The organism is Pseudomonas sp. GW821-FHT02C04 (genome assembly GCF_059421845.1).
The window spans coordinates 38832-59951 of record NZ_JBWKVT010000014.1; the positions used below are offsets into that span (position 1 = coordinate 38832).

Below are 21120 nucleotides of genomic sequence, written 5' to 3' on the forward strand. Positions count from 1 at the left end.
ACACTGCGCCCATGCCGCGTGCCGGAAGCACGCGAGAGTCAACGATCAGCGGGATGCAGGAGATAGGCGTGCTCAAGAAACTGGGAATCAAAGGTCGCGTATTGTTGCTGACCCTGTTGCCGACCAGCCTGATGGCACTGGTGCTGGGCGGCTATTTCACCTGGACGCAACAGTCCGACCTGCAGGCCCAATTGATGCAGCGCGGCGAAATGATCGCCGAGCAACTCGCTCCGCTCGTGGCGCCAGCCATGGGCCACGGCGATTCAGATCTGCTCGAGCGCATCGCCACCCAGTCCCTTGAACAGCCGGACGTGCGCGCAGTGACCTTCCTCGCGCCCGACCGCTCGCCGCTGGCCCACGCCGGCCCGACCATGCTCAATCAGGCCCCCAGCGGCGACAGCACACAACTGCTGCGGCGCAGCGGCAACGACGCCACCCGCTATCTGCTGCCGGTGTTCGGCAAGCATCGCAACCTCGCTGGCGAACTGATCCCTGAAGAGTCCGACCGCCTGCTCGGCTGGGTTGAACTGGAGCTGTCGCACAACGGCATGTTGCTGCGCGGCTACCGCAGCCTGTTCGCCAGTCTGCTGCTGATTGCGGCGGGACTGGCCGGCGCCGCACTGCTGGCCCTGCGCATGGGCCGCACGATCAATCGCCCGATCAGCCAGATCAAACAGGCGGTCGCGCAACTCAAGGACGGTCATCTGGAAACCCGCCTGCCGCCCCTCGGCAGTCAAGAGCTGGATGAACTGGCGTCCGGCATCAACCGCATGGCCGGCACCCTGCAAAACGCCCGGGAAGAATTGCAGCACAGCGTCGATCAGGCCACCGAAGACGTGCGCCAGAACCTGGAGACCATCGAGATCCAGAACATCGAACTGGATCTGGCCCGCAAGGAAGCGCTGGAAGCGAGCCGGATCAAATCCGAGTTCCTCGCCAACATGAGTCACGAAATCCGTACGCCGCTCAATGGCATTCTCGGTTTCACCCACCTGTTGCAGAAAAGCGAGCTGACCCCGCGCCAGCTCGACTACCTGGGCACCATCGAAAAGTCCGCCGACAGCCTGCTGGGGATCATCAACGAAATCCTCGATTTCTCGAAGATCGAGGCCGGCAAACTGGTGCTCGATCATATTCCGTTCAACTTGCGCGACCTGTTGCAGGACACCCTGACCATCCTCGCCCCCGCTGCCCACGCCAAGCAGCTGGAACTGGTGAGTCTGGTCTATCGCGACACGCCGCTGTCGCTGGTCGGCGATCCGCTGCGGCTCAAGCAGATCCTTACCAACCTTGTGAGCAACGCGATCAAGTTCACCCGCGAGGGCACCATCGTCGCCCGCGCCATGCTCGAAGAAGAACACGAAGACAGCGTGCAACTGCGCATCAGCATTCAGGACACCGGCATCGGCCTGTCGAACCAGGACGTGCGCGCCTTGTTCCAGGCCTTCAGCCAGGCTGACAACTCGCTGTCGCGTCAGCCCGGCGGCACCGGTCTGGGGCTGGTGATTTCCAAGCGTCTGATCGAACAGATGGGCGGCGAGATCGGCGTCGACAGCACCCCGGGCGAAGGCTCGGAGTTCTGGATCAGCCTGAGCCTGCCCAAGACCCGCGACGACGCCGAAGACTTGCCCGCCGCGCCGTTGCTCGGCCGCCGGGTAGCGGTACTGGAAAACCACGAACTGGCGCGTCAGGCGTTGCAGCATCAACTGGAAGACTGCGGGCTCGACGTCACGCCGTTCAATACCCTCGAAAGCTTGACCAATGGCGTCACCGGCGCCCATCAGACCGATCAGGCCATCGACCTGGCCGTACTCGGTATTACCAGCAATGACATGCCGCCGGAACGACTCAACCAGCACATCTGGGACCTCGAACACCTCGGCTGCCGGGTACTGGTGTTGTGCCCGACCACCGAACTGACGCTGTTCCATCTATCGGTACCCAACCCGCACAGCCAGCTCCAGTCCAAACCGGCCTGCACGCGCAAACTGCGCCGGGCACTGTCGGACATGGTCAACCCGCGCCAGACGCGCAGCGAACCCGGCGAACCGCTGTCGAGCCGTGCACCGAAAGTGCTGTGTGTCGACGACAACCCGGCCAACCTGTTGCTGGTGCAGACCCTGCTCGAAGACATGGGCGCCAAGGTGCTGGCCGTCGAAAGTGGCTACGCGGCGGTCAAGGCTGTGCAGAGCGAAACCTTCGATCTGGTCTTGATGGACGTGCAGATGCCGGGCATGGATGGACGTCAGAGCACCGAGACGATCCGTCAGTGGGAAAGCGAACGCCATTGCACACCGCTGCCGATCGTCGCCCTCACTGCCCACGCCATGGCCAACGAAAAACGCGCACTGCTGCAAAGCGGCATGGACGACTACCTGACCAAACCGATCAGCGAACGGCAACTGGCCCAAGTGGTACTGAAATGGACAGGACTCGCACTGCGCAATCAGGCACCGGACCGCAACAGCGAAAGCCTGGCGGGCCATCAGGACCTGCCGGTACTCGACCAGGAAGAAGGCCTGCGCCTGGCCGCCGGCAAGGCGGATCTGGCGGCGGACATGCTGGCCATGTTGCTGGCGTCCCTTGAGGCCGACCGCGAAGCGATCCGCAGCGCCCGCGACAGCCACGACCAGACCGGCCTGATCGAACGGGTGCATCGCCTGCACGGCGCCACCCGCTACTGCGGCGTTCCGCAATTGCGCGCGGCCTGCCAGCGCAGCGAAACCCTGCTCAAACAGGAAGACCCCAAGGCCTCCACCGCTCTGGATGAACTGGAGCGGGCGATCAATCGTCTGGCGGCGCAGGCGAAGATCAGCGCCTGATCCACGGCAATGCCGATCAACGCCGACGCGGCTAAAGTTGTCGCGGGTGATTCGCTCCCGCGTCGATGCTTCAGGAGGATTGCATGCGCACGATCGTTTTCAGCAGCCAGACCTACGACCGCGACAGTTTTCTCGCCGCCGACTGCCCGGCCGGCATCGAGCTGCACTTTCAACCGGCCCGACTGAGTCTCGACACGGCACCGCTGGCCGACCGGCACGAAGTGGTCTGCGCCTTCATCAACGATGACCTCAGTGCTCCCGTGCTGGAACGTCTGGCGGCCGGCGGAACCCGGCTGATCGCCCTGCGCTCGGCGGGTTACAACCATGTCGACCTGAGCGCCGCCAAACGCCTGGGACTGGTCGTCACGCGCGTACCGGCCTACTCGCCCCACGCGGTGGCCGAGCATGCGGTGGCACTGATTCTTGCGCTCAATCGCCGACTGCACCGAGCCTACAACCGCACCCGCGAAGGCGATTTCAGCCTGCACGGCCTGACCGGTTTCGATCTGGTCGGCAAGACCGTCGGCATTGTCGGCACCGGCCAGATCGGCGCGACGTTCGCGAAAATCATGCACGGATTCGGCTGCGAGCTGCTGGCCTTCGACCCGTATCCGAACCCGGCCGTCGAAGCCTTGGGCACGCGCTACCTGAGCCTGCCGCAATTGCTCGAACAATCGCAGATCATCAGCCTGCACTGCCCGCTCAACGAGCAGAGCAAACACCTGATCAACCGTGATTCGCTGGCGCACATGCAGCCGGGCGCAATGCTGATCAACACCGGCCGCGGTGGTCTGGTAGACACCCCGGCGCTGATCGACGCGCTGAAGGACGGTCAACTGGGTTATCTGGGGCTGGACGTTTATGAGGAGGAAGCGCAGCTGTTTTTCGAAGACCGCTCCGACCTGCCGTTACAGGACGACGTGCTGGCGCGGCTGCTGACTTTTCCCAACGTGATCATCACCGCGCATCAGGCGTTCCTGACCCGTGAGGCGCTGGGCGCGATTGCCGCCACCACCCTGCACAACATCGCGACCTGGGCGGCAGGAGCGCCGCAGAACCAGGTCGAGGGCTGACAATCGATCGTCAGGCCGGAGGCGGAGTCGGGGTAATCGCCACGCATAAAATCAGTAGCGCCAACCAGCCGAAGCCAAACAGTCGCTGCTTGAGGGAATGGCCTCGACGCAGCAGGAACCAGACAAAGATGATCGGCATCAGGAACGCCATGACCTTCAGCCAGCCCTCAACCGGGCGAGAGCCATCGGCATTCAACTGAAGTTCGACCGCTTGTTCGGCCTGTTGCCGGCGCCGGCGTCCAGCGGCGGCGGGCATTACTTTCGGCGCCGGGGCTGGAGTGGAAGCGGAATCTGCGACGAAAGCTTCGGTAACCGCCTTGTTCCGGGGCAGACTGCCAAAGGAAATCGTTGATGTCGCGGTGGCCGGTCGGGTCGCCTGCAGCGGTGCATGTTTACCCGTCATCGGAGCCCCGCAATGAATGCAGGTCTTCGCTTCGGGGCTGATGCTGCGCTTGCATTCATAACATTCGATCAGCGCCATGTTCCGTTCCTTAGAGATGAAGGCGGCAGTTTGCCACGACTGCAGTGTCGATTTGAACCGGATCGAAGGTCGCAAGCGCGCGTTATTCTGCAATCAAGCCCGTGCTAGCATGTCGCGCATATTTGGAGGACCCATGGTCGAACACGATTTCCGCTACACCCTGATGAACCCGCAACACACCCTCACCGAATGCCGCGCCCTCGTACCGGGCCGTTATCAGGTTACCGGCAACGGTGGCTCGATCCGTATCGGCGACGTGCTGGTCGTGACCCTCAAAGGCAGCAAGGACTTGTCCATGCGCCTGACCGTCGACACCGTCCGCCACCTGATCAACCCGCCGGGTCAATGGACCGCGATGACCACCGGCCCGGTGTTCGGCGAACTGGCGATCCACACCTGGCAGGTCAACTGCGACAGCTGCGCCAAGGAACTGAGCTTCGAATTCGCGGTAGACGCCAAGCTTGGCAAACCGGCGGAAAAACCGGCCGCCACGGCGCGTATCGCCGAACTGGGCTGGAAAGCCGTCGATGACAAGCACCTGTGCCCGAAATGCCAGGAGCCGGCGTGATGAAACACCTGGCCCTGACCGCCGCTGTCGGCGCCGGCCTGATGGGTTGCGCCGCGGAGCCTGTGCAACTGCAACAGAACCGCAGCTACATTCTGGAGTGGATCGGCGAGCGGCCACTGATGGACTACAGCCACCTGACCGTGACCCTGGGCGATGATGGCCGGGCGTATGGCAACGGCGGCTGCAACCATTGGTTCGCGCCTTACACCCTGGAAGGCGACAAGCTCAGCTTCGGCAAGATCGGCAAGACCCGCAAACTGTGTGCTCCGGCGCTGATGGAGCAGGAGCAACGCTTCCTCCAGGCGCTGGAGCGTGTGGAGCGCTGGGATATCTCGCCAATCGAGCAGATGCGTTTCTGGCCTGCCGAGGGCAAGCCATTACGCTGGTGGCTGGAAGAAGGCTGAGCCTGCTGCATGAATGATCGTTCCCACGCTCTGCGTGGGAATGCATCCCGTGACGCTCTGCGTCACAGCGGACGCGGAGCGTCCGGGGCGGCGTTACCACGCGGAGCGTGGGAACGATCAGCCAAGGCAAATCAGTTGGCTGCCTTCAACGCCTCAAGCTTCGCCATCACCCCCGCCGCCGTCTGCTCGCCCATCAACTGTTCCCGCACCTTGCCCTTGTTGTCGATGATATAGGTCACCGGCAAGGCCTCGCTGCGCGGCAGTTCGAACAAGTCCGCCGGATCCTGCGCCAGCACGGTGAACTTGATGCCGAGTTTCTCGCTGGCACCTTTCAGTTCTTCGCCCTGCACGTTGTCGAAGTTGACCCCGAACACACCGATCTTCTTGCTCTTGAGCTCGTCGGCCAGGTGATTGAGTTCCGGGATTTCCGTGCGGCACGGACCGCACCATTCGGCCCAGTAGTTGAGCACGACCCATTGTTTGTCCAGACGCTCGGACACCACCTTCTGCCCGTTCTGGTCAATGCCGTAGTCGTTACCGCAGCCCCCCAGCATCAACGCCCCGATGATCGTCAATGCCGCTGCCAGTCGCCGTGTCATGTCATGTTCCTTGTCAAAAATTGAATGCGCCTGCGACCCATCGCCTCCCAAGGTTCTGGATTGCGCGCTGCACAGTTAGAATAGCCGCCACTCTACGCAAGAAGCGACCCGCCCATGACCGATCTGACGCTTTATCACAACCCGCGCTGCTCGAAATCCCGCGGTGCGCTCGAACTGCTCGAAGCCCGAGGCCTGACGACGAACGTGGTGCGTTACCTCGAAACGCCGCTGGACGCCGCGCAAATCAAGGCGTTGCTCGGCAAGCTGGGAATCAGCGCACGGCAACTGCTGCGCACCGGCGAAGACGAATACAAAACGTTGAACCTGGCCGACGCCAGTCTCACCGAGAAACAATTGATTGAAGCCATCGCGGCGCATCCCAAGTTGATGGAGCGACCGATTCTCGAAGCCGGCGACAAGGCCGTCATCGGCCGTCCACCGGAGCAGATCCTGGAGCTGCTGCCGTGAGTGCGCCATACATTCTGGTTCTGTATTACAGCCGCAGCGGCTCGACCAACGAGATGGCCCGGCAGATTGCCCGGGGGGTTGAACAGGCCGGCCTCGAAGCGCGCCTGCGCACCGTGCCGGCGATCTCCACCGAGTGCGAAGCCGTGTCGCCGGACATTCCCGATGAAGGTGCGTTGTACGCCACGCTGGACGACCTGAAGAACTGCGCCGGTCTGGCCCTCGGCAGCCCGACCCGTTTCGGCAACATGGCCGCGCCGCTCAAGTACTTCCTCGACGGCACCAGCAACCTGTGGCTGACCGGCGCGCTGGTCGGCAAACCGGCCGGCGTGTTCACCTCCACCGCCAGCCTGCACGGCGGTCAGGAAACCACGCTGCTGTCGATGATGCTGCCGCTGCTGCACCACGGCATGCTGATCACCGGCCTGCCCTACAGCGAATCGGCGCTGCTGGAAACCCAGGGCGGCGGCACGCCTTACGGTGCCAGCCATCACGCCGGGGCCGATGGCAAAAGCGGTCTCGATCAGCACGAAGTGGCGCTGTGCCGCGCATTGGGCGCACGCCTGGCCAAGACGGCTTTGAAGCTGGGGAACTGACATGGCGAAAAAGCCGAAAATCCTGCCCGCCGTCGAATGGCTGGAGCCACGGGTGCGGGCAATGCGGGTCGTCAGTCTGCTGTGTTTCTTTGGTCTGGCCGGACTGCTCGCCGCTTATTACCTGGTGTTCGCCGACCTGCACGGCGCACGGCCGTGGGTGATTCTGCTGATCGAACTGATCCCGTGGCTGGTGTTGGCGCCAGGCATGATCATGGGCAGCGCCCGCGGGCATTCGTGGATGTGCTTTGTGGTGAACCTGTATTTCATCAAGGGCGCACTGGCGGCGTATGACCCGAGCCGACAACTGTTCGGCGTGCTGGAGATGATCGCCAGTCTGGCGGTGTTCTGCTCGGCGCTGCTGTATGTGCGCTGGCGGTATCAGTTGAACCGCAAGCTGGCCGGCGAAGGCGAAATCTCCGTCGCCTGACAGCTGTCCCGAGATCGTTCCCACGCTCTGCGTGGGAACGATCACTCGGTCTCAATGATTGACGGTATACGCCAGCATCATCGATATCTGGCTCATCGGTCGCCCGCCGCTTTCTTCATGCCACTGGTTGAACGCGCTCTGCACCGTCGCCAGATCCCGCAAACTGCTCGGCACCTTGTCGACGATCTTCTGTGCATTCAACGCCGCGACCACGTCGTAGCTCGGCACGAAGGTGTCCTTTCCTACCATCCGCAGGAAGCGTGGCGCCGACAGCCCGCCCAGTTGATGGCCGTGCTTTTTCAGGTAGGTCCACAGGCCAACGATATCGGTCACCGGCCAGTCGGCCAGCAATGCGCCGAAACTGCCCTTCTCTTTCTCGACGTCCAGAATGAACTGCGCATTGCGCGGCACGCTTTTGAGCTTGCCCAGATGGCGGATGATCCGCGCATCCTGCATCAGCCGCTCAAGGTGTTCGGCACTCATCAGCACGACTTTTTCCGGGTCGAACTTGAAGAACACTTCCTCGAAGGCCGGCCACTTGGCGTCCACCAGACTGTGCTTGAGCCCGGCGCGAAATACCCGCAGGGCCATGGTCGAGAGATAACGATCGTCGCTGATCTGGCGCAGTTGCGCCGGGGTCTTGGGAACGGGCAGATGGGCTTCCAGTTCAGCCGCCGAACCGAAGCGGTTCAGACAGTATTCGTGCAGCCACTTGTAATCGCGCATGCCCTCTCCTAAAAAACGAATTGAAAACGGCGCCCGCGAGCGCCGTTTTTTTCAAGCGATCAGATCGCTTACAGGTTCACCACGTTGACGAATCGCGAAGCGGCGGTTTCATCAATCTTCAGGCTGGTGAAGTCGAACAGATTACGGTCAGCCAGTTGCGACGGGATCACGTTCTGCAGGCTGCGGAAAATGCTTTCGGTACGGCCCGGGGTCTTGCGCTCCCAGTCCAGCAGCATCTCCTTGACCACCTGACGTTGCAGGTTTTCCTGGGAGCCGCAGAGATTGCACGGAATGATCGGGAATTGCTTGAAGTCCGAGTAGGCCTGGATGTCTTTCTCGTTGCAGTAGGCCAGCGGACGGATCACCACGTTGCGCCCGTCGTCGGCGCGCAGCTTCGGCGGCATGGCCTTGAGGCTGCCGTTGAAGAACATGTTGAGGAAGAACGTCTCGACGATGTCGTCGCGGTGATGACCGAGGGCCATTTTGGTCGCGCCGATTTCATCAGCGAAGGTGTACAGCGTGCCGCGACGCAGGCGCGAGCACAGCGAGCAGGTGGTCTTGCCTTCCGGGATCAGTTCCTTGACCACCGAGTACGTGTCTTTCTCGACGATGTGGTACTCGATGCCCAGCTCTTTCAGGTAGGCCGGCAGTACGTGCTCGGGGAAGCCCGGCTGCTTCTGGTCCATGTTCACGGCGACGATCTCGAACTTGATCGGTGCAACCTTCTGCAGGTGCATCAGCACGTCGAGCATGGTGTAGCTGTCCTTGCCCCCGGACAGGCAGACCATGACCTTGTCGCCGTCTTCGATCATGTTGAAGTCGGCGACCGCTTCGCCGGCCAGGCGGCGCAGGCGCTTTTGCAGTTTGTTCTGGTTGACCGTAAGAGTGCCCATGACGCGAAATCCGTGAGGTGTGACGAAAGGCGGGCATTTTACGCAAAAACACCGGGGTTGTGGCCACAGGTTGTCGCCCCTTCGATTGCCCGTTTGCACAGACCCCGACGCGATTACCCCGCCGGTTTACAGCGCGATTTGCTCTAAGACCCTATCACCTGTGCGGTTAAGACCTTTCTATACTGCGACATAAGGTCGCACACAATCTGAAGACCTGTATTTGCTCGGCCACATTGGCCCGTAGGCGCTCCGCTGGGGGGCGATGGCAATAACGAGAGGAGTGACTGGCATGATCCATCACGTAGTGGGACTTTTTACCCACCCCGATCAGGAATGGAAGGAAATCCGTGGCGACCAGGAAGAAAGCATCAGCCACATGTACCTGACGCACACGCTGATTCTGGCGGCGATCCCCGCTGTTTCGGCTTTTATCGGCACGACTCAGGTCGGCTGGGTGATCGGTAACCGCGCGCCGGTGATGCTCACCGTCGAAAGCGCGATCTGGATGACCATCATGTCGTACCTGGCGATGCTCGGCGGGGTCGCGGTCATGGGGGCCTTCGTGCACTGGATGGCCCGTACCTATGACGCCAACCCGAGCCTGGCCCGCTGCGTCGCGTTTGCCACCTACACCGCGACGCCGTTGTTCGTCGGCGGGCTGGCAGCGTTGTATCCGCATATGTGGCTGGGGATGATCGTCGGCACGGCGGCCATCTGCTACACGGTGTACCTGCTGTATGTGGGGCTGCCGACCTTCATGAACATTCCGTCTGACGAGGGATTCCTGTTTTCCAGCTCGGTGCTGGCGGTGGGTCTGGTGGTGCTGGTCGCCATCATGGCGTTTACCGTGATTGTCTGGGGACTGGGCGTGGGGCCCGTCTACACCAACTGACGACCGATCCAACCCGAGAAGAACAAGATCCGCCAACACAGGCCGCCGCAAGGCGGCCTTCTCATGCCTGAAAGAGACGTCGCGACCATTCGGCAGTCTGGTGATTCGCAAGACTGGACGGTTGCGGCATACTCCAAATCTCTGGAGATCCATCAAGCATGCCCGAGCAACTCAATACCCGCGTCGAAGACTGTTTCCAACTCGCTGAATCCTTTTTCAAACGTCCTTTCAAACGCCCCGTGGTGAGCCTCAAGCTGCGCGGACAAAAAGCCGGGGTCGCGCATCTGCACGAGAACCTGCTGCGCTTCAACCCGCAGCTGTATCGGGAGAACGCCGAACACTTCCTCAAGCAGACCGTGGCCCACGAAGTCGCGCACCTGATCGCCCATCAACTGTTCGGCGACCGTATCCAGCCCCATGGCGAGGAGTGGCAACTGATCATGCGCGGCGTCTACGAATTGCCGCCGGACCGCTGCCATACCTACGCCGTCAAACGCCGCAGCGTGACCCGCTATATCTACAAATGCCCGTGCGCCGACAGTGATTTTCCGTTTTCAGCCCAGCGCCATAGCCTGGTCAGGCAAGGTCGGCGCTATTTGTGCCGTCGCTGTCGCAACACCCTGGTGTTCAGTGGCGAGATGCGGGTCGAGTAAGTCCCCACCTCGTTCCCACGCTCTGCGTGGGAATGTATCCCGTGACGCTCTGCGTCACAGTGGACGCTCTGCGTCCATGGCGGCATTCCCACGCAGCGCGTGGGAACGATCTGCTAACTGGGAGCTGCGAGCTACGCGACGACTTTCGCGGCACGTAATTCGGCAATTCGCTCCGGGCTCAACCCCAACTCCGCCAACACCTGATCCGTATGCTGCCCCAGCGCCGCCCCGATATGCCGCGGCGCCGGCAATGCCTCGGTGAACTTCAGCGGGCAAGCGATCTGCGCCTGCGAAGAGCCATCCTCACGGGGCACCTGTGCCACCAGCTCCCGCGCCTGCAACTGCGGATGCTGCACCGCCTCGCCCAGGTTCAACACCGGTTCGACGCAAGCATCCACCCCGGCGAACAGCTGGCACAGCTCGGCAAAGTCATGCTTCTCGAACTCGACCTTCAACGCCTCCTTGAGCGCCCGCTGCTGCTCAGGCTTGGGTGACAAACCCTGGGCCGCCAGTTCCGGCTGGCCCAACGCTGCGCACAGTTGCTGCATGAAGGCCGGCTCCAGACTGCCCACCGACATCCAGCGTCCGTCGCGGGAGCGGTAATAGTCATAGAAACTGCCGCCATTGAGCATCTGATCCTCCCAGCCCGGTTCTTCACCGCAGGCCAGATACCCGGCGCCAGCCATGGCGTTCAGGCTGAACGCACAGTCGGTCATGCTCACGTCCAGGTGCGTGCCCTGCCCGGTTTGCTGTCGCGATATCACCGCCGCCAGCAGGCCGATCACACCGTGCAGCGAGCCGCCGGCGACGTCCGCCACCTGCATGCCCAGCGGCAACGGCCCGCTGTCGGCGCGGCCGGTGTAGCTGGAGAGCCCGGCCAGTGCCAGATAGTTGATGTCGTGTCCGGCGCGATCCTTGTACGGCCCGGTCTGGCCGTAACCGGTGATCGACACGTAAATCAACTTCGGATTGATCGCCTTCAGCGCCTCATAACCCAGCCCCAGGCGCTCCATCACACCGGGGCGAAACTGTTCCAGCACGATGTCGTAGTCCGCCAGCAACTGCTTGACCAGCTCCAGCGCCTCGGGCTGTTTGAGATCCAGCGCCAGGCTGCGCTTGTTGCGGTTCAGATAGGCATGACTGGCCGAGATGCCTTGATCGTGGGGCGGCAAGACCCGCAACAGATCGAGGCGGGTCGGCGATTCGATGCGCAACACCTCGGCGCCCATGTCCGCCAGCAACAGTGAGGCGAACGGTCCCGGCAGCAGGGTCGAGAAATCCAGAATCTTCAGTGAGGCCAGCGGTGCAGACATGGGCGATCTCCATCAACGATGCTTGCAGCCTAGGCAGCCATCGACGCTGGGGCAATTACCGGATCCATCAGTTGCGCTGACCGTTGCGCTCAAACAGCAGGCAAGAAAAAACCCGCCGAAGCGGGTTTTTCCATTCAAGCGATGCTTACTTCACATTGCTCGGGGTTGGGCCTTCGGCCACACCCAGGTCGTCTTCGTGACGCTGGTCAACGATACCGCGACCGCCCGAGGCCAGCTCGGTTTGCAGCACATCGGTGTCCAGTTCCTTGACCCACTTGGCCACAACGATAGTTGCAACGGCGTTGCCGACCAGGTTGGTCAGGGCGCGGGCTTCGGACATGAAGCGGTCGATACCCAGGATCAGCGCCAGACCGGCCACCGGCAGGTGACCTACCGCCGACAGGGTGGCGGCCAGCACGATGAAGCCCGAACCGGTCACACCGGCTGCGCCTTTGGAGGACAGCAGCAGCACCACCAGCAGAGTGATCTGGTGAGTGATGTCCATGTGGGTGTCGGTCGCCTGAGCGATGAACACGGCCGCCATGGTCAGGTAGATCGCGGTACCGTCGAGGTTGAACGAGTAACCGGTCGGGATCACCAGACCCACTACCGATTTCTTCGCGCCCAGACGCTCCATCTTGATCAGCATGCGTGGCAGTACCGATTCCGACGAGGAAGTGCCGAGTACGATCAGCAGTTCTTCACGGATGTAGCGGATCATCTTCAGCACGCTGAAGCCGTGCATGCGGGCGATCCCGCCGAGCACGATCAGGATGAACGCCAGGCAAGTGATGTAGAAGCAGATCATCAGTTGACCCAGCTGCACCAGCGAACCGACACCGTAGGCACCGATGGTGAACGCCATCGCACCGAAGGCACCGATTGGCGCGAGCTTCATGATCATGTTGATGATGTTGAACATCACGTGGGCGAAGCGATCGATGAAGTCCAGGATCGGCTTGCCGTAGGCACCCAGGCGATGCAGGGCGAAACCGAAGATCACCGAGAACATCAGCACTTGCAGGATGTCACCGGTGGCGAACGCGCCGACGATGGTGGTCGGGATCACGTTGAGCAGGAAGCCGACGACGCTCTGGTCAGCGCCCTGTGCCACGTAGGTAGCGACTTTCGAGGCGTCGAGGGTGGCGACATCGATGTGCATGCCGTTGCCCGGCTGCACGATGTTGACCACGACCAGACCGACCAGCAGGGCGATGGTCGAAACGATTTCGAAGTACAGGAGTGCATAGCCACCGGTCTTGCCGACCGATTTCATGCTCTGCATGCCGGCGATGCCGCTGACCACGGTGCAGAAGATGATTGGCGCGATGATCATTTTGATCAGTTTGATGAACCCGTCACCCAGCGGCTTTACGGCCACGCCGAACTGCGGGTAGTAGTGGCCGAGCGCAATACCGATACAGATTGCGACGATCACCTGGAAATACAGGGATTTGTACAGTGGCTGACGAGTCGTCATTGCAAAGTTCCTCAAGAGTCCCGCGTAGCAACATCCATCTGTTGAACGCGACACTTGAATTGCGAACCCTCCTGCACTGGAGGGATTTGTTGTGTCGAACGACGCTTTCCCGGACTGGCTCGGCGCACGCTTCTGTCGCTCTTATCGCAAACCTCGTGCCACTTTGGTGCAATTCGCTGCAAGCCTTTTGATATCAGGGGATGCAGGTTTTTCTGTGTCACCATTCGGTTACCCAAGTATGGCGGATTTCCGCCAACGCACCGGGTCTCGTCCTACAATTTGGCGGAAATCCGCCTTGTTGCCGATCGAAGCCGCCAGCTACCATCGGTCGCCAGAGGAAGGATTTGCCGCTTATGCGCGAACGCACCATCGCCAGTCATTTCGCCCGCGCCGCCCTCGGTGGCGCACGCCGACGCGGGTTCGATTATTCGGGCCTGCTGCTGCAGCTGGGCATCAGTCCCGAACTGCTCGACGAGCCGCGTGCGCGGATCGCCCCGGAACAATTCACCCAACTGATCCAGAACCTGTGGCTGGCCCTGGACGACGAATGCCTGGGCTTCGGCAACGCACAAAGCAAACCCGGCAGCTTCGCCATGATGTGCCACGCCATCATTCATTGCCGTAGCCTGGAAAAGGCTCTGCAACGTGGCTTATTGTTTTATAGCCTATTCCCCGACGCCCCGCGCCTGACCCTGACCCATGAAGACGAATGGGTGCGTCTGAGCCTCGACGATGCGCAATGGTGGGATCCGGATCACTTTCTCAGCGAGAGCCTGCTGGTGATCTGGCATCGCCTCGGCAGTTGGCTGATCGGCCAGCGGATTCGTCTGGAACAGGCCACTTTCAGCTATCCGAAACCGGCGCACGGGGCCGAATACGATCTGCTGTTTTCTTGCCCCCTGGAGTTTTCCGCATCCCAGAGCAGCCTGGTATTTCACAGCCGCTATCTGCACATGCCGCTGTTGCAGGACGAACGAACCCTCAAGCATTTCCTCGAACGCTCCCCCGCCGACCTGCTGTCACGCCCGGATGACGGCAACAGCCTCAGCAGCCGATTGCGCCGTTTGCTCAGCCATGACAGCGCGCGCTGGCCGGACCTGGAAGCCGTGGCCGCGCACCTGCACATCAGCCCGCAAACCCTGCGCCGGCATTTGCGCGAGGAAGGCACCAGTTTTCAGGAATTGAAGGATCAGTTGCGGCGGGACATCGCGATTTATCACCTGGGACGGGCAGATCTGTCGTTGCAACAGATCGCCGAACAGCTCGGGTTTTCCGAGCCGTCGGCGTTTCATCGGGCGTTCAAAAAGTGGACGGGGCTGACACCGGGGGCTTATCGGGCGCAGGAACAATAGGCGGTCACACCGCCGGGAAATGAATCCTGAACGCCGCCCCGCCCATCGGTGAATCGCCCAGCGTCAGTTTCGCGCTGTAGCTTTCGATGATGTCCTTGACCACCGCCAGACCAATCCCCTGCCCCGGATGCTGGCGATCCAGACGCTCACCGCGCTCAAGGATCCTCGCCCGCTGATGCTGCGGAACACCGGGGCCGTCGTCTTCGATGCACAACTCGATCCCGGCGAGGCTTTCGCGCACGCTGATGCGTACTTCGCCCAGACACAGGCGATAGGCGTTTTCCAGCAAATTGCCCATCATTTCCAGCAAGGCGCCCTGCTCGATCGGCACGTAGCAGTGTTCCGGCAGGTCGAACGCCACGCGTACGCGCTTGTCGCGGTAGACCTTGTCCAGCGTGTCGCACAGGCTTTTGAGCACCGGCCGCAGGCGCACCTGATGGCGTACCAGACCACTTTTGCGCAGACTGGCGCGCTGCAACTGATAGCTGATCTGCTGGCTCATGCGTTCGATCTGGGTTTGCAGCACCCAGGCCTGATCGCGATCTTCGGGACGCTGGGCCATGTCTTCGCTGACGCCTTGCAAGACCGCGAGCGGCGTTTTCAGGCTGTGGGCCAGATCGTCGAGGGAGTCGCGATAACGGCTGCGCTGCTGGCGTTCACTGTGCAGCAAGCGGTTGAGCGAGCCCGTCAGGCGCAGCAGTTCACGGGGGTGCTGCTCGCTGAGGCTTTCGAGGGTGCCGCCTTCGATTTCGTCCAGCTCCTGACTGAGCCGGCGCAAGGCTTTCAAGCCCCAGGTCAGACCGATCCACAGCAGCGAGAGCAGCACCAGCAACGCGGCGCCGAAACCGAGGTAGAGGTTTTCCCGCAGGCCTTCGAGGGTGGTTTCGTATTCGCGTACCGGTTGCAGCGCGACGATGCTGAACGCCGCATTCTTGCCGCCGAGCAGTTTGACTTCAACGTCGTAGACGAAGAACTCCTGTCCGCTGGCCTCGCGAATCCGCGCGAACTCGTTGCCCATCCCGTCGTAGCGCGGTTTGTAGTTGATCTGTTCTTCCTGGGTCGCTTTCGAACGCCAGACCAGATGACCTTCACGGTCGTAGATGTAGCCGAGCAGACGGAAATCGGCGAGGTTGAAACGCTCGTCCGGCAACTGCATCGGCATCACCAGACGACCGTTTTCAATGCGTGCAGCAGAAATCAGTGTGGTGACGTCCGAGGCCAGGCGCTGCTCGATCGAATCCTGCAGCGCCAGGCTGAACGCACCTTGCATCGCCGGGAGCAAGGCGAGCATGAACAACACCGCCAACGTCGTGGCGGCCAACATCAAACGAACACGAAGCGAACGGATCAAGTGCAGCGCTCATTGAACAGGTAGCCGAGGCCGCGCACCGTGTCGATCGGCTTGAATCCGGCCGGGCCTTCCAGCTTGCGACGCAGGCGCCCGACCAACACTTCGATCACGTTCGGATCACGCTCGTCGTCGTCCGGGTACAGCTGCTCCATCAGGCGATCCTTGGGCACCACTTGCTGGTGGTGGCGCATCAGGTATTCGAGGATCCGGTATTCGTAGGCGGTCAGCGCCAGCGGCTGCTCATCGAGGGTCGCCTGCTTGCGATTAAGGTCGAGCAGCAGCGGCCCGGCGACAATGGAAGACTGGGTGAAACCGCTGGAACGACGCAGCAGCGCATTGAGCCGTGCTTCGAGTTCTTCGAACTGGAACGGTTTGACCAGGTAATCGTCGGCGCCGGCGGCCAGGCCTTCGACCTTGTCCTGCCAGTTGCCACGGGCGGTGAGGATCAGGATCGGGAAGCTCTTGCCGTCCTGGCGCAACTGGCGGATCAGGTCGAGCCCGCCCATGCCCGGCAGGCCGAGGTCGATCACCGCCAGGTCAAAGTTGAATTGCCCGGTCTGGTACAGCGCTTCTTCGGCATTGGCCACGGACTCGACCACGTGACCGCTTTCCGTCAGGCGGGTTTGCAGGTGATGGCGCAACAGCGCTTCATCTTCGACGACCAACAGTTTCATGACGCTCTCCCGGGTAAATCAGAATCTCCAACAGCATACCTGCGACTACGGTGTACTGCCGCTTTTGAGGGTCCTGTTCATTTCGCCCCTCGGACGTGATTCAAGCTTACTGAACCCGGCCTGTACCTGCCCTGAACGCACCCTGAACCCGAGGGCAATCAAATGAACTAGGCTGTTTTGACCTTTTATTGTCAGGAGACCCGATCATGCGCCTGTTCCTTGCCCTCACCCTGCTCGCCTTCAGCAGCCTCAGCGCGGCTGCGATCAAGACCGAGGAAATCCCTTACCAGAGCGCCGACGGCACGAAACTGATCGGCTACTACGCCTACGACGATGCCATAAAAGGCCCGCGCCCGGGCGTTGTAGTGGTGCATGAATGGTGGGGCCTCAACGACTATGCCAAGCGCCGCGCCCGGGATCTCGCCGGGCTTGGCTACAGCGCGCTGGCCATCGACATGTACGGTGAAGGCAAGAACACCGAACACCCGAAAGATGCCATGGCATTCATGCAGGCGGCCACCCAGAATGCCGATGCCGCCAGCAAACGCTTCCAGGCCGGCCTTGATCTGCTGAAGAAACAACCGCAGACCGACACCGGCAAACTGGCCGCCATCGGTTATTGCTTCGGCGGTGGCGTGGTGTTGAATGCCGCTCGCCAGGGCGTACCGCTGGCGGGTGTCGTGAGTTTCCACGGCGCACTGGCCACCAACACCCCGGCGACACCCGGCAGTGTCAAAGCCAAAGTCCTCGTCGAGCACGGCGCGCTGGACAGCATGGTCACCGCCGACAACGTCACGGCGTTCAAGTCTGAAATGGACAAGGCCGGCGCCGACTACAAGTTCGTCAGTCTCGACGGCGCCAAGCATGGCTTCACCAACCCCGACGCGGATCGCTTGAGCCATGGCGATCACGGTGGCCCGGATATCGGCTACAACAAGGCAGCAGATGAAAAGTCCTGGGCTGACATGCAGGTATTCTTCAAGAAAATCTTTGGCTGAGCCGGAGTATGCTGATCGCTCCCACGTTCTGCGCGAGAGCGATCTGCACCAGCGCACTATTCAGCCTGAAGGCAACCCGGCAAAATGCCCGCCATGAATTCCAGCCCCCTCCTCCCCGCCTGCTGCACCCCGCTCGATGCCCACTGGCCGCTACCGACCGTGCTGCCGGACACCGTGCTGCTGAGCACCCACTTCGACCCGGCGCAACTGCTTGGCGATGACTTCCGCCGCAGCGCCATCGAGCCGCCGCTGAGCATCCAGCGTTCGGTGGCCAAGCGTCAGGCGGAGTTTCTGGCCGGGCGGATTTGCGCCCGGGCCGCGCTGCAACAGCTGGAAGGCAAAAGCAGTGTTCCGGCGATTGGCGAGGATCGCGCACCGGTGTGGCCGGCGCACATCTGCGGCTCGATCACCCACAGCACCGGCCGGGCAGCGGCGATTGTCGCCAACAAGCAGCACTGGCGCGGACTGGGCATGGACCTGGAAAACCTGCTCAACGCCGAACGGGCCGAGCGGCTGGCCGGGGAAATCCTCACGCCAGCGGAGTTGCAGCGCATGGCGGCCGGCGCCCGCGATCAACTGGCGTTGTGGGTGACGCTGACGTTTTCGGTAAAGGAGAGCCTGTTCAAGGCGCTGTACCCGATCGTCCAGAAGCGTTTCTATTTCGAGCACGCCGAGGTGCTCGAGTGGACCGAACAAGGTCAGGTACGGTTGAGACTGCTGACGGACCTGTCCAGCGAATGGCGCAACGGGACCGAACTGGACGCACAGTTCGGGGTGCACGACGGACAGTTGTTGAGTCTGGTCAGCATCCAGGCTTGAGCGGCTTCAACGCCGCTCCTGATTCCTCGGCCAGCTCAGGCTGAAACACGCCCCGCCCAGACTCTTGCTCTTGCCGATCAGCGCCCGACCGTCATGCCAGTGGATGATCCGTCGCACGATCGACAAACCCAGACCATGCCCGCCGGATGCCCGGGTGCGACTGTCGTCCAGACGCAGAAACGGCGTGAAGATTTTCTCCCAGGCACTTTCCGGCACGCCGGGGCCGTCGTCTTCGACGTCCACCCGGCAACGCATCTGCCCGACCTGATAACTGACCGTGACCCTTGAGCGCGCATGACGCATGGCGTTGCCCACCAGATTCTGCAAGGCGCGATGCAGGTAACGCGGCTCGGCCTCGACCCAGGCATCGTCACAGTCAGCAGCCGATAAGCACAAGCCGCGTTGCACCGTGACGTCGGCACGCAGTGGCGCCAGTTCTTCGATCACCTGATTGACCAGTGCATCGAGGTCGATGCGCTGGAACGTCAGCGCCGGCGAGCCCTGCTCCAGCCGCGCATAAGTGAGCATTTCGTCCACCAGCTTGTCGAGATCCTCGATGTCGTGGTCCATGCCTTCGCGGTACTTTTCCAGCGCTTGCGGGGTGGTGGCCGAACCGATCATTTCCAGACCGAAGCGCAGGCGCGCCACCGGCGTGCGCAACTCATGGGACACCGCGCGTACCAGTTCACGCTGGATCGCCAGCAATTGCTGCAGGTGCTCAGCCATGCCGTTGAACGCCGCCGCCAGTTTGCCCACCGAGTCGGCACCGCGCGCCGGCACCCGGGTTTCCAGGCTGCCCTTGGCAATGCGCGTGGCCGCCGCTTCGAGGCCACGCAAACGCCGTTCGAGCTGGCGCACCAGTAAATAGACGATAAGACCGATCAAGGTCAGACCCAATGCGGCAATCAGCACCAGCCATTGCGGCGGGTACGGGTTCATCTGATAGAGCGGACCGATTTCCAGCACCCACGGCGTACCGACCATCCCGGCGAACACCCGGATCGAGTCCCCGCCCTTGCCCAGCGCCATCACCGTATCGCCTTCCGACACGCGACGACTCTGGTCTTCATCCATGTCGGCCTCGTTCACGGTGACCAGCCGCAGGTCGAAACCGAAGCCCTTCTCTTCCTTCAATTGCGCCAGTCGTTTGGGCTGCTCGCCCACCGGCACCCGCACCAGTTCATCGGCCAGCAGATAAATGGTAGCCCGGGCCAGTTGCTCGCTGATCTGCTGCACCTCGCCCACCAGCACCAGTTGCTCCTTGTCGCTGACCAGTCGATAGACCTTGGCCGCGTGCGGCCCGGTCTGTTCGACCAGTGCCTGCCCGCGTTGCACGCGGGTGCGCTGGGTGAGGTCGAGATCGGTCTGGGCGAAGGTTTTCAGTGCCAGCGGAATCCCCAGCAGCCGCTCCCACACCAGCAAGGCGCGATGGCGCTCGGTCTCGTTCATCGGTTGCAGGTTGTCGGCCATCAGCGAAAACGTGCCGTGAGCCAGACGCTCTCGGTACTGCTCGCTGCGTACCTGGTTGAGCAGGTGCAACGCGAGAACGCCGAGCACCGCCACCAGAATCAGCGCCGCGCACATGCCGCCGTAGATGCGCAGGAAGATCGAGTTCACAGCGGCAGTTCTACGCAAGCTTCAGGCACGAACAGATAGCCTTTGCTGCGCACGGTCTTGATCAGGCGCGGGTGATCGGGGTCGTCGCCGATCTTCGGACGGATGCGCGAGATGCGCACATCGATCGAACGGTCCTGGCCGTCGTAGCCGATGCCGCGCAGCGCGGTGAAGATTTCTTCCCGCGACAGAATCCTTCCGGCGTTGGACACCAGCAGCCACAGCAGATCGAATTCGGCGCTGGTCAGTTCGATGCCGCTGTCGCTCAGCCAGGCTTCGCGCAAGGCGTTGTCCACCACCAACGGGCCGAATTGCAGACGGCGTGGCTTGCCCGACGCCGGCTCCGGTGCGTCACTGCGTCGCAACAACGCCTGGATGCGCGCCAGCAACAGCCGTGGGCGAACCGGTTTGCACACGTAATCATCGGCGCCGATGTCGAGGCCGAGGATCTGGTCGGCATCGTCAGTGCGCGCGGTCAGCATCAGGATCGGCCCGTCGTACTGGTCGCGCACCTTGCGGCAGATGCTCAGGCCGTCTTCACCGGGGAGCATCAGATCGAGGATCACCAGGTCCGGTTGCTCCTTGATGATTCGCGCCGCCGCCAGGGCTCCGTTGCCTTCGATCTCCACGCGCAATCCATTGGCTTGCAGGTATTCGCGGGTCAGTTCGGCCAGACGCTGGTCGTCCTCGACTATCAATACCTGCCAGGCTTCTTGCTCCACGGGTGACCTCTGCTTGCCGATGTTGCGAATAAAGGAAGGATCCTCCCGTCTTTTTGTCATCTTTAAGGAGGATAAGAATGCGTGTGCACGGGCCGATTGTATAAACGGCGTACAGCGAGAACACAAGTCGGTAAATGCGTTCGGACAAGGCCGTTTTTTGTGATAGGGTTCGCGCCCTTAAAAATCCGCTGAAGCGTT

22 protein-coding genes are annotated in these 21120 nt (G+C 61.9%); 12 read left to right on the forward strand and 10 right to left on the reverse strand.

Annotation, left to right across the window (positions count from 1 at the left end; all coding sequences use genetic code 11):
- The first annotated feature begins 68 nt into the window (after positions 1-68).
- Both AC07VV_RS30190 and AC07VV_RS30195 read left to right on the forward strand, forming a co-directional pair.
- The gene (locus AC07VV_RS30190) at positions 69-2822 is read left to right on the forward strand and encodes a response regulator (RefSeq protein ID WP_096818639.1); all 2754 of its coding nucleotides are present in this window, start codon (positions 69-71) and stop codon (positions 2820-2822) included.
- Between the two features lie 83 nt (positions 2823-2905).
- The gene (locus tag AC07VV_RS30195; protein ID WP_495038318.1) at positions 2906-3895 is read left to right on the forward strand and encodes a 2-hydroxyacid dehydrogenase; all 990 of its coding nucleotides are present in this window, start codon (positions 2906-2908) and stop codon (positions 3893-3895) included.
- A 10-nt stretch (positions 3896-3905) separates the two neighbouring features.
- Here the strand turns inward: AC07VV_RS30195 and AC07VV_RS30200 are convergent, their stop codons facing one another.
- Complete coding sequence (locus AC07VV_RS30200) at positions 3906-4376, reverse strand: hypothetical protein (protein WP_495038319.1); 471 nt, start codon at positions 4374-4376, stop codon at positions 3906-3908.
- A gap of 133 nt (positions 4377-4509) precedes the next feature.
- Between AC07VV_RS30200 and AC07VV_RS30205 the strand changes: the two genes are divergently transcribed.
- Together AC07VV_RS30205 and AC07VV_RS30210 are read left to right on the forward strand one after the other, a co-directional pair.
- Positions 4510-4944 carry a hypothetical protein gene (locus tag AC07VV_RS30205; RefSeq protein WP_192558738.1) on the forward strand — a complete coding sequence of 145 codons (435 nt, stop codon included), beginning with the start codon at positions 4510-4512 and terminating at the stop codon, positions 4942-4944.
- Entirely contained in the window at positions 4944-5348 is a 405-nt protein-coding gene (locus tag AC07VV_RS30210) for an META domain-containing protein (protein ID WP_096818024.1), read from the forward strand. The genes AC07VV_RS30205 and AC07VV_RS30210 overlap by 1 nt, the downstream gene beginning before the upstream one ends.
- 131 nt (positions 5349-5479) lie before the next feature.
- Here AC07VV_RS30210 and AC07VV_RS30215 read toward each other — a convergent pair whose 3' ends face one another.
- Positions 5480-5947 carry a TlpA disulfide reductase family protein gene (locus tag AC07VV_RS30215; RefSeq protein WP_495038320.1) on the reverse strand — a complete coding sequence of 156 codons (468 nt, stop codon included), beginning with the start codon at positions 5945-5947 and terminating at the stop codon, positions 5480-5482.
- Between the two features lie 114 nt (positions 5948-6061).
- Here AC07VV_RS30215 and arsC point away from each other — a divergent pair, with 114 nt between their 5' ends.
- Genes arsC through AC07VV_RS30230 form a run of 3 tightly spaced genes read left to right on the forward strand, consistent with a single transcriptional unit; the run spans position 6062 to position 7435 of the window.
- Positions 6062-6415, forward strand: coding sequence for an arsenate reductase (glutaredoxin) (gene arsC, locus AC07VV_RS30220; RefSeq protein ID WP_495038321.1), 354 nt, complete (start codon positions 6062-6064; stop codon positions 6413-6415).
- Complete coding sequence (wrbA, locus tag AC07VV_RS30225; protein ID WP_096818028.1) at positions 6412-7008, forward strand: NAD(P)H:quinone oxidoreductase; 597 nt, start codon at positions 6412-6414, stop codon at positions 7006-7008. Before arsC ends, wrbA begins: the two co-directional genes overlap by 4 nt.
- A gap of 1 nt (position 7009) precedes the next feature.
- The gene (locus tag AC07VV_RS30230; RefSeq protein WP_495038322.1) at positions 7010-7435 is read left to right on the forward strand and encodes a DUF2069 domain-containing protein; all 426 of its coding nucleotides are present in this window, start codon (positions 7010-7012) and stop codon (positions 7433-7435) included.
- Between the two features lie 51 nt (positions 7436-7486).
- On the opposite strand, the gene AC07VV_RS30235 is transcribed toward AC07VV_RS30230, so the two are convergent.
- Positions 7487-8161, reverse strand: a complete 675-nt coding sequence (locus AC07VV_RS30235; protein WP_096818031.1) for a DNA-3-methyladenine glycosylase I — start codon at positions 8159-8161, stop codon at positions 7487-7489.
- Between the two features lie 68 nt (positions 8162-8229).
- Positions 8230-9054 (reverse strand): tRNA 2-thiocytidine(32) synthetase TtcA, encoded by an 825-nt coding sequence (ttcA, locus tag AC07VV_RS30240; protein WP_249482712.1) that lies wholly within the window; start codon positions 9052-9054, stop codon positions 8230-8232.
- Between the two features lie 289 nt (positions 9055-9343).
- Between ttcA and AC07VV_RS30245 the strand changes: the two genes are divergently transcribed.
- On the forward strand, positions 9344-9946 hold the full coding sequence (locus AC07VV_RS30245; protein ID WP_495038323.1) for a Yip1 family protein: 603 nt from the start codon (positions 9344-9346) through the stop codon (positions 9944-9946).
- 158 nt (positions 9947-10104) lie between these two features.
- On the forward strand, positions 10105-10599 hold the full coding sequence (locus AC07VV_RS30250; protein ID WP_096818035.1) for a SprT family zinc-dependent metalloprotease: 495 nt from the start codon (positions 10105-10107) through the stop codon (positions 10597-10599).
- A gap of 131 nt (positions 10600-10730) precedes the next feature.
- On the opposite strand, the gene AC07VV_RS30255 is transcribed toward AC07VV_RS30250, so the two are convergent.
- Positions 10731-11912, reverse strand: coding sequence for a CaiB/BaiF CoA transferase family protein (locus AC07VV_RS30255; protein ID WP_495038324.1), 1182 nt, complete (start codon positions 11910-11912; stop codon positions 10731-10733).
- Positions 11913-12057: 145 nt separating this feature from the next.
- Positions 12058-13392 carry a dicarboxylate/amino acid:cation symporter gene (locus AC07VV_RS30260; RefSeq protein WP_096818039.1) on the reverse strand — a complete coding sequence of 445 codons (1335 nt, stop codon included), beginning with the start codon at positions 13390-13392 and terminating at the stop codon, positions 12058-12060.
- A 353-nt stretch (positions 13393-13745) separates the two neighbouring features.
- Between AC07VV_RS30260 and AC07VV_RS30265 the strand changes: the two genes are divergently transcribed.
- A complete protein-coding gene (locus tag AC07VV_RS30265) occupies positions 13746-14744 on the forward strand; it encodes an AraC family transcriptional regulator (protein WP_493158101.1) in 999 nt (332 codons plus the stop codon).
- A gap of 4 nt (positions 14745-14748) precedes the next feature.
- On the opposite strand, the gene AC07VV_RS30270 is transcribed toward AC07VV_RS30265, so the two are convergent.
- Entirely contained in the window at positions 14749-16095 is a 1347-nt protein-coding gene (locus AC07VV_RS30270) for an ATP-binding protein (protein ID WP_493065951.1), read from the reverse strand.
- Positions 16092-16769 carry a response regulator transcription factor gene (locus AC07VV_RS30275; RefSeq protein ID WP_085710996.1) on the reverse strand — a complete coding sequence of 226 codons (678 nt, stop codon included), beginning with the start codon at positions 16767-16769 and terminating at the stop codon, positions 16092-16094. Before AC07VV_RS30275 ends, AC07VV_RS30270 begins: the two co-directional genes overlap by 4 nt.
- A 206-nt stretch (positions 16770-16975) precedes the next feature.
- Between AC07VV_RS30275 and AC07VV_RS30280 the strand changes: the two genes are divergently transcribed.
- Positions 16976-17767, forward strand: a complete 792-nt coding sequence (locus AC07VV_RS30280) for a dienelactone hydrolase family protein (protein ID WP_495038325.1) — start codon at positions 16976-16978, stop codon at positions 17765-17767.
- A 93-nt stretch (positions 17768-17860) separates the two neighbouring features.
- On the forward strand, positions 17861-18586 hold the full coding sequence (locus AC07VV_RS30285) for a 4'-phosphopantetheinyl transferase family protein (protein WP_495038326.1): 726 nt from the start codon (positions 17861-17863) through the stop codon (positions 18584-18586).
- 6 nt (positions 18587-18592) lie between these two features.
- On the opposite strand, the gene AC07VV_RS30290 is transcribed toward AC07VV_RS30285, so the two are convergent.
- Together AC07VV_RS30290 and AC07VV_RS30295 are read right to left on the reverse strand one after the other, a co-directional pair.
- Positions 18593-20203 carry an ATP-binding protein gene (locus tag AC07VV_RS30290; protein WP_096818050.1) on the reverse strand — a complete coding sequence of 537 codons (1611 nt, stop codon included), beginning with the start codon at positions 20201-20203 and terminating at the stop codon, positions 18593-18595.
- A complete protein-coding gene (locus AC07VV_RS30295; protein WP_096818051.1) occupies positions 20200-20922 on the reverse strand; it encodes a response regulator in 723 nt (240 codons plus the stop codon). The genes AC07VV_RS30290 and AC07VV_RS30295 overlap by 4 nt, the downstream gene beginning before the upstream one ends.
- Between the last annotated feature and the right edge of the window lie 198 nt (positions 20923-21120).